The 13,899-nt window shown below is 63.3% G+C and carries 12 protein-coding genes; 4 read left to right on the top strand and 8 right to left on the bottom strand.

Features of this window, described 5'->3' with window-relative positions:
* Positions 1-490: 490 nt before the first annotated feature.
* Positions 491-889, top strand: a complete 399-nt coding sequence (locus G6N68_RS32115; protein ID WP_205351353.1) for a DUF4236 domain-containing protein — start codon at positions 491-493, stop codon at positions 887-889.
* Here the strand turns inward: G6N68_RS32115 and G6N68_RS16735 are convergent.
* Positions 831-1,969 (bottom strand): IS3 family transposase gene (locus G6N68_RS16735; protein WP_163707463.1). Its coding sequence is split into 2 segments (ribosomal slippage): positions 831-1,699 and positions 1,699-1,969, totalling 1,140 coding nucleotides; the frame shifts between segments, so codons are not numbered across the junction. The genes G6N68_RS32115 and G6N68_RS16735 overlap by 59 nt on opposite strands.
* A 163-nt stretch (positions 1,970-2,132) precedes the next feature.
* Between G6N68_RS16735 and G6N68_RS16730 the strand changes: the two genes are divergently transcribed.
* Positions 2,133-2,993, top strand: coding sequence for a hypothetical protein (locus G6N68_RS16730; RefSeq protein ID WP_163714436.1), 861 nt, complete (start codon positions 2,133-2,135; stop codon positions 2,991-2,993).
* A gap of 378 nt (positions 2,994-3,371) precedes the next feature.
* Here the strand turns inward: G6N68_RS16730 and G6N68_RS16725 are convergent, their stop codons facing one another.
* The 4 genes from G6N68_RS16725 to G6N68_RS16710 form a co-directional block, all read right to left on the bottom strand.
* On the bottom strand, positions 3,372-3,713 hold the full coding sequence (locus G6N68_RS16725) for a DUF732 domain-containing protein (RefSeq protein ID WP_163714433.1): 342 nt from the start codon (positions 3,711-3,713) through the stop codon (positions 3,372-3,374).
* Positions 3,714-3,805: 92 nt separating this feature from the next.
* The gene (locus G6N68_RS16720) at positions 3,806-4,783 is read right to left on the bottom strand and encodes an alpha/beta fold hydrolase (protein WP_163714430.1); all 978 of its coding nucleotides are present in this window, start codon (positions 4,781-4,783) and stop codon (positions 3,806-3,808) included.
* Positions 4,784-4,834: 51 nt separating this feature from the next.
* Complete coding sequence (gene ppsA, locus G6N68_RS16715) at positions 4,835-7,231, bottom strand: phosphoenolpyruvate synthase (protein ID WP_163714427.1); 2,397 nt, start codon at positions 7,229-7,231, stop codon at positions 4,835-4,837.
* A gap of 29 nt (positions 7,232-7,260) precedes the next feature.
* A complete protein-coding gene (locus G6N68_RS16710) occupies positions 7,261-8,271 on the bottom strand; it encodes a dihydroorotate dehydrogenase-like protein (protein ID WP_163714425.1) in 1,011 nt (336 codons plus the stop codon).
* A 287-nt stretch (positions 8,272-8,558) separates the two neighbouring features.
* Here G6N68_RS16710 and G6N68_RS16705 point away from each other — a divergent pair, with 287 nt between their 5' ends.
* Both G6N68_RS16705 and G6N68_RS16700 read left to right on the top strand, forming a co-directional pair.
* Positions 8,559-11,003: an AAA family ATPase gene (locus tag G6N68_RS16705; protein ID WP_163714423.1), complete on the top strand. Its 2,445-nt coding sequence runs from the start codon at positions 8,559-8,561 to the stop codon at positions 11,001-11,003.
* Positions 11,000-11,365, top strand: a complete 366-nt coding sequence (locus G6N68_RS16700) for a hypothetical protein (protein WP_163714420.1) — start codon at positions 11,000-11,002, stop codon at positions 11,363-11,365. The genes G6N68_RS16705 and G6N68_RS16700 overlap by 4 nt, the downstream gene beginning before the upstream one ends.
* A 14-nt stretch (positions 11,366-11,379) precedes the next feature.
* Here G6N68_RS16700 and G6N68_RS16695 read toward each other — a convergent pair whose 3' ends face one another.
* The 3 genes from G6N68_RS16695 to G6N68_RS16685 form a co-directional block, all read right to left on the bottom strand.
* Positions 11,380-12,981 (bottom strand): serine/threonine-protein kinase, encoded by a 1,602-nt coding sequence (locus G6N68_RS16695; protein WP_163714417.1) that lies wholly within the window; start codon positions 12,979-12,981, stop codon positions 11,380-11,382.
* Positions 12,982-13,109: 128 nt separating this feature from the next.
* On the bottom strand, positions 13,110-13,358 hold the full coding sequence (locus tag G6N68_RS16690) for an excalibur calcium-binding domain-containing protein (RefSeq protein ID WP_163718711.1): 249 nt from the start codon (positions 13,356-13,358) through the stop codon (positions 13,110-13,112).
* A 106-nt stretch (positions 13,359-13,464) separates the two neighbouring features.
* Positions 13,465-13,791, bottom strand: a complete 327-nt coding sequence (locus G6N68_RS16685) for a hypothetical protein (RefSeq protein ID WP_163714414.1) — start codon at positions 13,789-13,791, stop codon at positions 13,465-13,467.
* Positions 13,792-13,899: the final 108 nt, after the last annotated feature.

Here is a 13,899-nt window from a genome sequence, read left to right as displayed (position 1 = left end):
TTGTGCGGGCTACGTCGGATCGCCGAGGAATACCGTGTGAAGAGGTGTCGATCCGTGAGGTGATCGTGGCGATGACCAATCGCATGGCCGAACGATACGCAAGCCTTGCGACAAGTTGCACCTTTTCTCTCACACACATGGGCGGCCAAGTCCGTAGACGTCGCGCTGGGGGGTCCGGCGGCTTTTGCAACACGGGCGAGTGGTTGGTCCTCTCCTCGTTCCCCGGACATGTTTTAACACCATCGTTAATTTCCTATCAAGGGGGCGGCTCGTTCACTTATTGCGTCATAGCGTCTGAAAATTCGGGTTTCGGAGTACGCGGCGGTGAGTTAACCTCGCCGTGGATCGACTACCGCAGATGGTCAAGCTATTCAAGGGATGTACATGCGTGACTTCGTCCAGTGCGCAGGCCGCGCGATTCGTTTGACACGTTCGCCCCAAATCGGAGCCGCTCTGCCGGGCTTCAACGACTGGTCCTCGAGGTAGAACCATGGGTTTTTATGTCCGTAAGAGTGTCAAAGCGGGACCATTCCGATTCAACCTGAGCAAGTCGGGCGTCGGCGTCAGTGTGGGTGTCCCAGGGTTTCGTGTCGGCACCGGACCGCGCGGCAACTACGTACACATCGGCCGCAACGGCGTCTACTACCGTGCGTCGCTAAACGGTCATGACCAGCGGTCATTCGTTGGGCCTAGGCAACCTATCCAAGACCACCACCTTGCGTACCGCCCTAGTGACATCGTCATGGAAGACGTGACCGGTGCGACGGCCATGACTTTGGAGCCGACCGGTCGAGGTGACGTTGAGGGGGACCCGTTTGATGGTCCAGTCGCTATGCGGCTTGCGGTTGGTGGGTCGTGGTCCACTGTAGGGCGAACTCGGCTGGGGTGAGCCCATTGTGGGCGGAGTGAGGCCGGTTGGCGTTGTAGTCGATTCTCCAATCTTCGATGATGATTTGGGCTTCTTGCAGGGAGTCGAAGCGCCAGGAGTTGAGTAGCTCGTCGCGCAGTCGGCCGTTGAATGACTCGATCCAGGCGTTCTGCCAGGGGGATCCGGGATCGATGAATAGCGAGCCGGTGCCGTTGAAGCGGCACCAGTCGTTGACAGCATGGGCGATGAACTCGGGTCCGTTGTCGAACCGCACGTAGGCCGGTGCCCCATGCATCAGGGCCAGACGGTCAAGGACGTCGACCACGCCGTCGGCGTTGATGGCCCGGTCGACTTCGATCGCCAGGGCTTCGCGGGTGAACTCATCGATTACGTTGAGCATCTTCAACGTTCGTCCGTCGGCGGTGGTGTCGAACTGAAAGTCCATCGCCCAGATCGCATTCGGGCGGATCGGGCACATCGCCCCGACCTGCGCACCGATGCCGGTCAAGCGTTTCTTCCTGCGGCGCTGCGGAACCCGCAGGCCTTCCTCGCGCCACAGGCGGCGGATGCGCTTGTTGTTGACCTTCCAGCCAGCTCGCCGTGCCGCGATCGCAGCACGGCGCCATCCCCAGCGGGGCCGCTGGGTGGAGAACGCGCGTAGCCAGGCCCGCAATTGGGCCTCCTCATCGCTGATCGGTGGTGGTTGTAGACGCATGGTGGAACGGTGGATGCCGACCACCGCGCACGCCCGCCGTTCGGAGACCCCGAACCGCTCGCGCAGCATCGCCGCGGCGCTGCGCTTGCGGTTCGGGGTCAGAAGTTTCCCGACGAGATCTCCTTGAGCATGTCGATGTCAAGGGCCTGGTTGGCGACCAGCTTCTTGAGCCGGGCGTTTTCGGCCTCAAGTTCCTTGAGGCGTTTGGCGTCGCTGGCCTTCATCCCGCCGTACTGGGCGACCCAGCGATGCCAGGTCGACTCGGTGATCTCGAGGTGGCGACACACTTCGCTGAGTTGCTGCCCGGTTCCAAGGAGCTTGTTGCCCTCGGCGAGCTTGCGGATGATCTGATCCGGCGTGTGCCGCCGGCGCTTGTTCGTTGCCATGTCGTCGTCGATTCTTCCTGCCCGAACACTCGGGCATCAGAGTCCCACAACGACTGGACCACTACGACGGGCTCACCTCAACGTCGTCGACCAACTGAATGCTGCAGCCGCACGGTTCGTGTGGTGGTGGCCGGTAGCGATTGCAGTTCTTCTGCTGGGCCTCATGACAATGCCGTGGGGATTAATAATTTGGGTTCTCGGCGGCGCCGCCTGCGTTTGGTTGTACTTCAATGACCAGGCCAGACGAACTGTCGTCCTGTTCTATGACGTTCATGACGGCGCTCATCAGTGGTTTGACTCGTTAGTTGCCGAGTGGCACTGGTTAACCCAATCGCAAGGACTCTGGCGAGTTATCCAGTCCGGTGACGTCGTGGGTACGTACAACTACAAAGTTAATGCAGGCGCAAGCGCGCTCGTTCGAACCATTGGTGCGACGGCGTCCACGTCGAGCAAGATCAAACAGCTAGCTACGAATATCTCCATTCCTTCGATCACCGCCGGTAATTCGTCTTTATATTTTCTGCCGGATCGCCTATTGGTTCGAGAAGGAAACCGTTACAGCGATGTCGACTACCAAGAATTACGTGTGTTTCACCAAGACCAGCGCTTCATAGAGAGCGGGACGCCGCCCCGAGACGCTGTGCAGGTGGATCACACGTGGCAGTACGTGAACGTCAAAGGTGGTCCCGATCGTCGATACAAGAACAACCGAACTCTGCCGATCATGCTGTACGGCAGGCTCGTCGTCGCATCAGCGAGCGGCCTCTACTGGATAATCCAGATTTCTCGCGCTGCCGCCGCCGAAGCCGTGGCGCGCGTGGTGTCTGCTGCGCCGACTCCATCTGCTGCGGTCAGCAACGAGACAGCGCCGCCCAGTGGTGGTCCGGGCGATGCGCACGTCGGTCAGGCGACCAAGGTAAGGTGCGCAAATTGCGGCCATATCCAAACCGCTTCCGTAAATGCAGCCACATTTCCCTGTGAGAAATGCGCTGCAACTCTACGACGAATGAAGAAGTCTGCATAACTGGATGCGCTGTCCGCTGTGATTCAGCTGCCTCTACGTCAGCCCTGGACGAGCGACAGGGCCCCGGCCAGTTATCGGGCAGGCGCCGCGCTGGAAGTTCACCGGGCGGGTCCACCTCGCTTAGTTCGTTGCAATCGACACGATCAGAACCCGTCGCATCGTATGGCTACCACGACCACTTCCTAGCGATAGCCGACGGCGTCACGGGAAGTCACCAATCGAGTGAATGCCACTGAAATCAGGACAGATTCGCGGACAAACCCTCTGGGATCCCGTCAGCCATGGCGGTCAGGCGATGTCTTGCCTCGCGCAGCACGAACTCCGCGTCAAGCAGGAGCCCACGCGCTTCGGCGAGCACGCCCAAACAACATCGAATCCCTACCCCGGACCCGTGTAACCATTACTGCGCGCCCAGGCGACGACATCATCCTTCGTGTCCGGGCACATGTTGTCTATGGCCGACAACAGGATGATCGCCGACTCGGCCGGCGCGAACCCCGTGCTTTTCAATCTGGCGAGCAGCGGAGGCGGTGTCACACCATCTCGCAGATCGTGACAGAGCGCTCTACCGATGTCGATCACGTCGGATATCGACTCGTAGCGCACGCCCATGCTGTCGAGCTGCGAAATGAAGTCGTTTTGATCGGCGCGGGCCGGCGCCGACAACGCTACCGCTGCGCACATCGCCAGCGAAGCCCCCAAAGCTACTGGTACACCCATGATGCCCGCCTTCCCGTGGAAACCATGTATGACGGCCACCGACAAGAACTGCCGTCCCGGGACCCGCCTTGCGGGGGACGTACTCAGATGAATCAGAGACCGTCGACGTCGCGAACCAGCGACTCACGCGACTCATCCAACTGTGCCCGAATGAACTCGAGCACCTTGTCGGCCTGGGCGAAACCACCCAGGTGACTCGTACCCGGCAGCAGGACGAGCTCGCCGTTGGGCAGCCGCGACACGGCCTGTTCGGCGGCAGGGAGCGACACGATGGGGTCGGAATCGCCGTGCCACCACCGCACCGGCACCTGCACGTCGGCGAACCGAAAACCCCAGTCCCGCCCGAAGAGTCGGGCATCGCCGTAAATGGCCTGGAAACCGCCCTTCATGCAAACGAGGATGTCGTCGATGAACATGCCCTCGATCTCGGGATCGGCGAAGACGATCTGGTCGCCCTCGGGCATTAAGCCGGCAACTCCCTGAATGGCGTAGTGCGCCAACGGGATCAGCGGCGTCACCAGTCCGGTAGTCGTCGCGGCCATCGCCCCGCGCAGCGCCGAGATCAAGGGGGCGAAGCGCCGGGCCAGGTCGGAGACGGTGCCGGCGACGGCATCGGGACCGACTGACGGAACCGTGCCGCCGAGCACGGCGACGGCGGCCACCCGGTCGGCCAGCGGTGAAATTGCACCGCAAGCCAAGGCATAGGGCCCACCGCCGGAGAGGCCGACGACGCCCAGTCGCTCCGCACCGAGTGCGTCGGCCACGTGCGCCATGTCGGTTGCCCAATCCGCGATCGCGTCGTAGGCGTGCGGATCGGACATACCGGACCCCGGCCGCTCAATGAGGATGACGCGTAGGCCGAGCTCGCGGGCGGCGCGCCGCCCGACCAGTGGGAATTGGCGTCGCGCGCCGGGTGACCCGTGGAACCACAACACCACCTCGCCTGACGGGTCACCGAACTCGGCGTAGCCGAGGCGGCGGCCGTCCGGCAGGAAGAAGCGACCTTCCGCGCGCGGCTTCTCGACCCGCGGCACGCGGAACGGGTGGCGAAGTGGATTGGTCAGCTTCATTGGTCCTCCGGCGAGATCATGGGCGCGCTCAGCATACGCAGGATCGCCGACTCAGTTCTGCGCCACCACCTGCTTCTCCAGTTCGAGAATCTGCCGCGTCGTCTTGACCACCACGTCCGGATTCAACGAGATCGAGTCGATGCCGCAACGCACCAAGAACTCCGCCATGTCCGGATAGTCCGACGGCGCCTGCCCACACAGCCCGGAGTGAATCCCGTTGCGCTGGCAACCTTCCACGGCCAGGCGGATCATCTCCTTGACGCCGTCGTCGCGCTCGTCGTAGTCGAACGCCACGATCTCGCTGTCCCGGTCGACGCCGAGCGTCAGCTGCGTCAGGTCGTTGGAGCCGATGGAGAAGCCGTCGAACCGCTTGGCGAACTGGTCGAGAAGGATGACGTTGTTAGGGATTTCGCACATCGCGTACACCTTCAAACCGTTCTCCCCGCGGCGCAAACCAAGGTCGGCCATCGTCTGCAACACCAGGTCAGCCTCGGCGACCCTGCGCACGAACGGCAGCATGATGATGACGTTCGTCAGACCCATGTCCTCGCGCACCCGCTTCATCGCGCGGCACTCCAGCGCGAAGCCCTCCGCATAGGCCGGGTGCGCGTAGCGCGAGGCACCGCGGAACCCGATCATCGGGTTGGCCTCGACGGGCTCAAAGGCGCTCCCACCAATCAGGCTGGCGTATTCGTTGGTCTTGAAGTCCGACATCCGCACCACCACCGGCTTGGGCCAAAAGGCGGCTGCAATCGTGCCGATACCCTCCGAAAGGCGCTGGACGAAGTACTCGGCTCCATCGGAGTAACCGCGCAGCAGCTGTTCGATCGTCCGCAAAGCCTCTGGGTCGGTGACCTTCTCGGGATGCAGCAGGGCCAACGGGTGCACCTTGATGTACTCGCCGACGATGAACTCCATCCGCGCCAACCCCACCCCGTCGTTGGGCAGGAACGACGTCTTGAACGCCAGATCGGGGTTGCCGAGGTTGATCATGATCTCGGTGCGCGGCCGCTCCAGGTTGTCGACCGCCGTGCGGTCGACGTGGAACCCGACCTCGCCCCGGTACACCCGCCCGGTGTCGCCCTCCACGCAGGACACCGTGACAACCTCGCCGTCCTTCACCCGCGTGGTGGCATTGCCGGTGCCGACGACCGCCGGGATGCCCAGTTCGCGCGCGATGATCGCCGCATGGCAGGTCCGCCCACCGCGGTTCGTCACAATCGCGGCAGCGATCTTCATGACCGGCTCCCAGTCCGGCGTGGTCGTGTCGGCAACCAAGACCTGTCCAGGCTGGAAGTCCGACAGGTTCTTGAGGTGGTCTATCCGTTTGACCGTACCCGCGGCGACCTTCTCGCCGACCGAACGTCCTTCGGTCAGCACCTCGCCCCGTCCCTCGAGCACATAGTGCTCAACGGTCGTCAAACTGCGTTGTGACGCAGCGGTTTCGGGTCGGGCCTGCACGATATACAGCTTCCCGTCCAGACCGTCCTTGGCCCACTCGATATCCATGGGCCGCCCGTAGTGCTGCTCGATGGTGCAGGCATAACCGGCCAGTTCGAGAACGTCCTCATCGCTGATGCAAAACTTGGCGCGGTCGGCCTTGGGGGAGGGGATATTGCGGGTCGTGGCTCTCGTTCCGCCTTCGACGAACACCATCTTCACCGCTTTGTCGCCGACCAGCCGGCGCAGCACGGCGCGGTGGCCGGCAAGGTAGGTCGGCTTGTGGACGTAGAACTCATCGGGATCGACGGCACCCTGAACCACGTTCTCGCCAAGGCCGTAAGCCCCGGTGATGAAAACGACGTCGTTGAAGCCGGATTCGGTGTCGATGGTGAACATGACACCCGACGCCTCAAGGTCGGAGCGCACCATCTTCATGATGCCGATCGACAGCGAAACCTTGAAATGGTCGAAGCCTTGGACGACCCGGTAGTGGATGGCCCGGTCGGTGAACAGGCTGGCGAAACAACGCCGGCACGCGTCCAGCAGGCTTTCCGAGCCGGTGATGTTGAGGAAGGTTTCCTGCTGGCCGGCGAAGCTGGCCGTCGGCAGGTCCTCGGCGGTGGCCGAGCTGCGCACCGCGAGGCTAACGTCTTCGCCGTACTCTTCCTGCAGCATGCGGTAGGCACCCACGATCTCGGCGGCCAGGTCCGCGGGAATGCCAGCGCCGTAGACGATTTCGCGGGCGCGCTTGCCGGCGCGCGCCAACGCGGTGACATCCTCGGTGTCCAGGTCGTCAAGTGCCTCGTGCAGTGCATCCATGGCGCCGGCGCTTTCCAACACGTGCTTATAGGCATCGGCGGTGGTCGCGAAGCCATGCGGCACCCGGATGCCTTGTCCGGACAGCTTCTGATACATCTCGCCGAGCGAGGCGTTCTTGCCACCCACCAGCGGCACGTCTTCGATGCCGACTTCTTCGAAGAAGCGAACGTATTTGAACTGGCTCATGACTTCATCCTCCGATAGATACTGCGTTTTCAATAGGCTTCGTACATACCGCTGTTGGCTTTGCGTACCGCCCAGACGTAGTCCGCGCGTTCTTGGGAATCCGAAGTCTCGGCGTTGGACCCCGCCAACAATCCACGGACTTCGGATAAAGAACGAAAGCCCTTGCGGGTCATCCAAATATGCAAATCCTGCAGGAACACAGCCGCGTAGTCGGGCCCGTGACGCAGCAGCGCCGACGCCGTCTGTACCACATCCGCCCCGGCAAGCAGATACTTGGCAACGTCACCGGCACGCTCCACGCCGGAGCTGGCCGCCAGCGAGGCGCGGATCCGTCCATGCAACAACGCAATCCACATCAGCGGCAAGCGGGTGTCGCCGGGCGTTGACAGCGTGACACCCCGCACGGTACTGAGCGTCTCGGGGTCGATGTTGGGCTGCAGAAAGCGGTTGAACAGCACCAGGCCGTCGGCCCCCGCGGCATCCAGTCGGTGCACCATGTCAGCCGTCGCGCTGAAGTAGGGGCTGAGCTTGACTGCAACCGGAACCGTTACGGCGCTTTTGACCTCGCCCAGCACGTCGAGGTGGCGTTGCTCGACCGCGGTACCGCTGACGCCGGTGTCGCCGGGAAGGTAGTAGATGTTGAGTTCGATCGCCGCAGCGCCGGCGTCCCGCATACAACGGGCGTAGCGGGCCCAGCTGCCGGGGGTGGATGCGTTGAGGCTGCCGATGATGGGGATGTCGACGGCCTCCGCCGCGCGTTCGAGGAGGCGCAGGTAGCGCTGGGCGCCACTGGTGGGATCGGCAGTGGTGGGGGAGCAGCTGAGCGGCTCGGCGCAACTCTCGCTGCCCTGGGCAGCCATCAGCTCGTTGTGGTCGGCTTCGCGACGCACTTGTTCTTCGAATAGCGAATACAGCACGACCGCACCGACGCCTGCGTCGGCAAGCTGCCGGACTCCGTTCAGCGTCTGGCTCAACGGTGACGCCGAGGCCAGCAGCGGGTTACGCAGCTCCAGTCCCAGGTAACGGGTGGATAGGTCCATCACTCCTCCTTCCGTGCGTCGGAGGGGAACTGGAGAGCGGCGCGCGAGGCCGTGCCGTCTTCGGTCCCGCGCGTCTGTCCGTGGAGACAGCCGGGCACGGCAGTCAGGTCGCCGTGCTCGGTGGTCACCTCGGTGACGTTATGACTAGTTCTTGCGTCTGCACAGCGTGCGTTTGTCCTCGATTTAAGGGACTTCTGGCCCTGATTGCGGGCCGGAGGGGGAAGGGGCACCGTTGGGTCTGTCAGCTGTCGGTCCCAGCCCCTAGTCTCTTGCCCAGGAGGCGCGACATGGGGACGGCGAACACACTGAAGAATTACGTGCTGGCGCTCGCGGATGCCGACGACGCGCTGAGTGAACCGGCGCGGCTCGCCGTGCTGGCTGCGCTCGAGGACCCCGAGGCGTTGGGCGAAGCGCTGGGCGACAGCGGAGCGTCCCCGCAGCTTGCGGAGACGCTCAACGCCGACGACCAGTCAACGGAGGAACCCGTCGGGGCCTACCTCGCGTCGATCACCGTGTCAGGATTCCGCGGTATCGGCCCCAAAGTCACTGTCCCCCTTCAGCCGGGGCCGGGCCTGACGGTAATCGCTGGCCGCAACGGCTCGGGTAAATCGACGCTCGCCGAGGCTTTGGAGCTGGCCCTCACCGGCGTCAACTCCCGATGGAACGACAAGCCTGTGGTGTGGTCGCGCAACTGGCGCAACCTGCACTCCGGCGATCCCGCGCAGATCCGGATCGACATCGCCGAGGAAGGTTCGGGTACGACGACCATCGGTGTGGACTGGCCCAGGGGTGATGGCGTGGCCGTCGACGACATGGAGCGCTGGATTCAGCGCAAGGGCAAGAAACGCGAACCGGTCAGCGTGTTGGGCTGGGAAGCGGCGCTGACGATGTATCGACCACTGCTGAGCTACGACGAGCTCAGCAGCATTCTGGAAGGCAGGCCCAGCGAGTTCTATGACCAGCTCTACCGGTTGCTGGGTCTGGAGCAACTGACCAAAGCGATCAACCTTCTCGACGTGGAGGTCAAGAAGCTGAGGGAGCCGGCTGCCGAAGCGAAGAAGGTCGCCGACGTTCTTAAGCCGGTGCTGGCCGCTCACGAGGATCCGCGGGCCGCGACGGCGCTGGCACAGGTGAAGAAGACCAAGCCCAACCTCGATCTGGTCCGGCCGTTGATCACCGGCGCCGCGCCGAATGTGCCGGCGGCCTGGGAACACGCAAGTCGATTGGCGGTGCCGACGGCCGAGGAAGCCGAGCCACGGTGTGCCGCGTTGCGATCGGCCGCGCAGGCGGAACGGCAGGAGACGCGGCGCGCGGACACCCTGGCGGCGGACCGCGCGCGACTGCTGGAGTCGGGCCTCGCGTTTCACGATCAACATGGTGATCAGAGCTGCCCCGTATGCGGCCAGGGCACCCTCGACGAAAACTGGGCGATCGCCGCCCGCGCCGCCTTGGAGCGCGCCGAGAGCGCCGCGCGGGATCTGACCGCCGCCCGCGCCGAGAGCCACCAGGCTCGATCGTCCGTCGTTGCGATGGTGCGCGGCGTGGCACGTCCGCCGTTGGCCGATGCCGAGTTAACCGCGCTGCCGGCGGCGCGCAGCGCCTACGACGACTTCGCCGAGCTGCCCCTCGACGACGATCTCGCACTGGTCGAACACGTCGAGAAAACGCTGCCGCCGCTGCGTGCCGCCTACGCGCAGCTGGCCCAGGAAGCGTTGTCGTTGATTAAAGGGCGTGACGACGCGTGGAGCCCGGTGGCCCAGAAGCTGTTGGAGTGGCTGGGCAAGGCCGAGGAGGCCGCGGCGGTGGCCCCGCAGTTGGCGATCGCCACCGAAGCGTCGAAGTGGTTGCAGGCCAACGCCGGTCAACTGCGTAACGAGCGGCTGGCCCCGCTGACCGAGAAGTCACGTCAAATCTGGGCGGCGCTGCGCCAGGAGAGCAACGTCGACCTCGGTGCGATCCGCCTGGAGGGCCAGAGGACTAACCGGCGGGTGGTGCTGCAGGCCGCGGTCGACGGTGCGGAGACCGAGGCATTCGGCGTGATGAGCCAGGGCGAGCTGCAGGCGCTGGCCTTGGCCATCTTCATTCCGCGGGCCACCTCACCCGAAAGTCCCTTCCGCTTCCTGGTATTCGACGACCCGATCCAAGCGATGGACCCGTCGAAGATCGACGGATTCCTCGATGTGCTGACGACACTGGCCAAGGATCGGCAGGTGATCGTGTTGACCCACGACAACCGCCTGCCGGCGGCGATCCGCACCTCCCGTGCGCCGGCGCGGATTGTCGAGGTGACGCGGGCAATGAATTCGGCCATCAGCGTGGTGGATTCGACCCGACCGGCGACGCGGCTGCTCGACGACGCATTCGCCATCGCCGCCGACGAGGCGGTGCCGGAAGATGTCAAGCGGTCCGCCATTCCGGCGCTGTGCCGGGAGGCGTTGGAAGCCACCGCGTGGGATGTGTACTCGTCAAAGGCATTCGCGAAGGGTCGATCTCGCGAAGAGGTCGAAACCGCTTGGGAGGAAGCCAATAAGACTGCCAAGCGGTTGGCGCTCGCCCTCGCCGGTGACGCGGAAGACTCCGTCGCTGTCGACAAATGGAAAGCGGGAGGATCCGCCCGACGAAACACGCTCACCGTGGTGAACAAGGGAGTTCACCAGGGCGTGTCCGACTACAAGGGGGCGGTCAACGATGCTCGGCTCGCCATCGGTGACCTTGCGGCTGGTGCCGCATGACCGAGCGGACCAAGCTTCTCGAATACGCCGACCAGGTTCTGGACGGACAGATCGCTCTCGGCCCCCGCGCGGCACGCACCGCAGCACTGCTGGCGCGCTTGGCGCTGGAAGACTGGCTCAACGAACAGAGCGCCGCATGGTGTGCGACGGGGCAGAAGCCGCCGACGATGACTTCGAAACTCGTTGTGCTGGGCAGGGTTAAGGGAGCGGAGGTGGGTGAGCGGGCCCGACGGGTGTGGCATTCGCTAAGTCGCGCGGTGCACCACCACGCGTATGAGTTGCAGCCGTCACCGGCGGAGGTGCGTCATCTGGTGGGCCAGGTTCGGGACTTGGCGAGGACTGAACCGTCGACAGGGCTCTAAATCTCCGAACGATGTTAGTTGTACTCCGTACTCCCCGCCACACCTCGCGTCGTACTGACTATCTTCGCGATGCAGTGGTCGCGGTCGAATCCCCTGTTCTTGCACCACATCAACGCGCCATCGGCAGTGGGGAAGGTAATGTCCGCGACGGTCACCCAGTAGTTACGCTCCGAGAATGTCGACCAGTTTCCGGACCAGAGCAGCCTGGCGCCGTAGGTCTGCCGAAGCTGCAGGTGTTCGTTGAGTGCCATTCGGAGATCCCACGGCACCCCGCCCTCCACAGTTCCATATCTCTTGGCGCTGAGCTGTGGGACCCAGAGGTCTGCAAGCCTCGAAGCAACGTAAGACCGGTCACCAGAGGCGATTTGGCGTAGTCGCTGCTCGGGATCCTGAGTCGCTGGTGTAGTGCTCGGGATACGCATCGGTCTGGTCGTAGTGGGCGCGGCCGTCGGATACGTGGATTGAGTTGGCGTCGTCTCGGAAGTGGGTTGCTGATACGTGGACGTCGTTGTCGGTGTCCCGTACGTGGGCTCTTGGTACGTGGGGTAGCCGGAGGTCGGGTAAGCGACGGTAGTCGTGGTACCGGGGCCGGACTTGTCGTCAACGGCGATGGCAACCACAAGGACGATCACGATCACGACTAGAACGGCTGCGACGGCGACGAGCGTAGGAAGGACGTATCTCTCCAGCCGTTGATCCCCATCATCTGAACTAGATATTGGTTCCAGGCCCTTTGGCGGGGAGTCGGGCCGCCTCCTGAAGTGCTCGTGCTCTTTCGTCGCCTCCTCAACTTGATTGGAGCGGTCGAGGGCGCGTTTGGCGGCGCGTGCCAGCGCGCCGGCGGTGCCGTACCGATCATCGGGGTGTTTCGCCATGCCTCGCGCGACGACGGCGTCGAGCGAGGCGGGAACGCGGGGATTCCTTGCGCTTGGCCGCGGAGGATCCGAGGAAAGGTGGGCTGCAATAAGTTGCTCAGTACCGCCTGAGAATGGCGGCTTGCCTGTCAAGGCTTCGTAGAGGACGCAGGTAAGCGAATAGATGTCGGTGGCTAGAGTGGTCGGTTCGTCCCTGAACCGTTCTGGAGCCATGTAGGCGAAGCTGCCTATTTGGTATCCCGCCATGGTCAGGTGGGTGTCACCTCTGGCTTCGGCGATTCCGAAGTCGACCAGATAAGCAAAGTCGTCGGGCGTCACGATGATGTTCTGCGGCTTGACATCGCGGTGGATGAGTCCCTGTTTGTGCGCCGCGTCTAACGCCGAGGCGACTTGGCGGACGATGTCGACCGCGCGCTGAGGTTTGAGGGCGCGTGTCTTGACCATGTCGTGCAGGGTCCGTCCTCGCACCAGTCGCATATCGATGAACAGGGTGCGGTCGATCTCGCCCCAGTCGTGGATCGGAATGACGTGCGGCTCTTGCAGAACCGCTGCCGCGCGCGACTCACGTAGGAAACGCGTGCGAAAAGTTTCGTCGGCAGCGTATTCATCGGGAAGCACCTTCAGCGCGACGCTTCGGCCCTTGTCGGTGTCGTAAGCCTCGTACACCTCGCCCATGCCACCCTTGCCGAGCAGGGTCTTTACTTCGTACTTGCCGAAGGTCACACCGACGAGCGATTTCACGTCGCCTCCTAGATCACGGAATTACCGGCAGTATCCATCGGAGGTCTGACAAGTTTCGGATGTCTGCTAGGCGCATCGACCGGAAACGATGTCGCCAGCCCATGCCAATCTCGGCACGATGAGCACTTTCAACATTCGCAGGCGAGGCCGTCGCCGTCACGGTCTTGCTTAGCGCAATAGGCCGGGTCGTCTTGTGTGATGTTGCATCTGCCGTGCGCCTTCGCGTCGGTGCAGTTCTTATAGACGCAAGTGCCGTTGTAGCTCAATTCGGTGCAACCGACGTCTTCCGGTTCCGCCAAAGTTTGGGGAGCTACTGCCAGGGTGAAAGCCCAGGCTGCGGCAGAAATTGATATAGCGGTAAATAGTCCACGAATCATCATTGATCCGCTCCTCAGCAGGTATGCCGAATGGGTGGTTCGGAGCGTACGCCCTGTTCGTTGGCTGAACAATTGTCAATCGTGGTGGGGACAGCTGGATCCGTCACTAACCGGCCGGCGTCAGTTGAAGGTTGTTGGTGACGCGCGGTTTCGCCGTGTACTCACACACCTCCATAACGGGGCCGGACTCATCTTTGCCGGCCAGCGTGACGGGATCCCACGTCGCGTAACTGGAAAGGGCTCCGGGAATTCGGGTACCGTTCGGGCAGATGACGTCGGAGTGCCAAACAAGCGTCCATTGGCCGTCCCGGAACTGTGCCTGTCCGAACGGCTGTCCGCCGGACGTGACGGCTACTTGAGCACATCCGTCACCGCACGGGGTGAAGTACCAATCGCCGGAGTTGACCGGACCTGCGTCTGACGAAACAGTCATGAAGTAATGGCCGCTCAGTGTTGGTGCGGCACAAGCGATACCGGCTGTGCCGATAGCTAAGCCAGCTAAGCCAGTGAGCGCGGCGGCTGTGGCGATCGCCCGTCGAAC

Source organism: Mycobacterium bourgelatii, assembly GCF_010723575.1.
Lineage (GTDB): Bacteria > Actinomycetota > Actinomycetes > Mycobacteriales > Mycobacteriaceae > Mycobacterium > Mycobacterium bourgelatii.
This window is presented reverse-complemented; position numbering and strand designations above follow the sequence as displayed.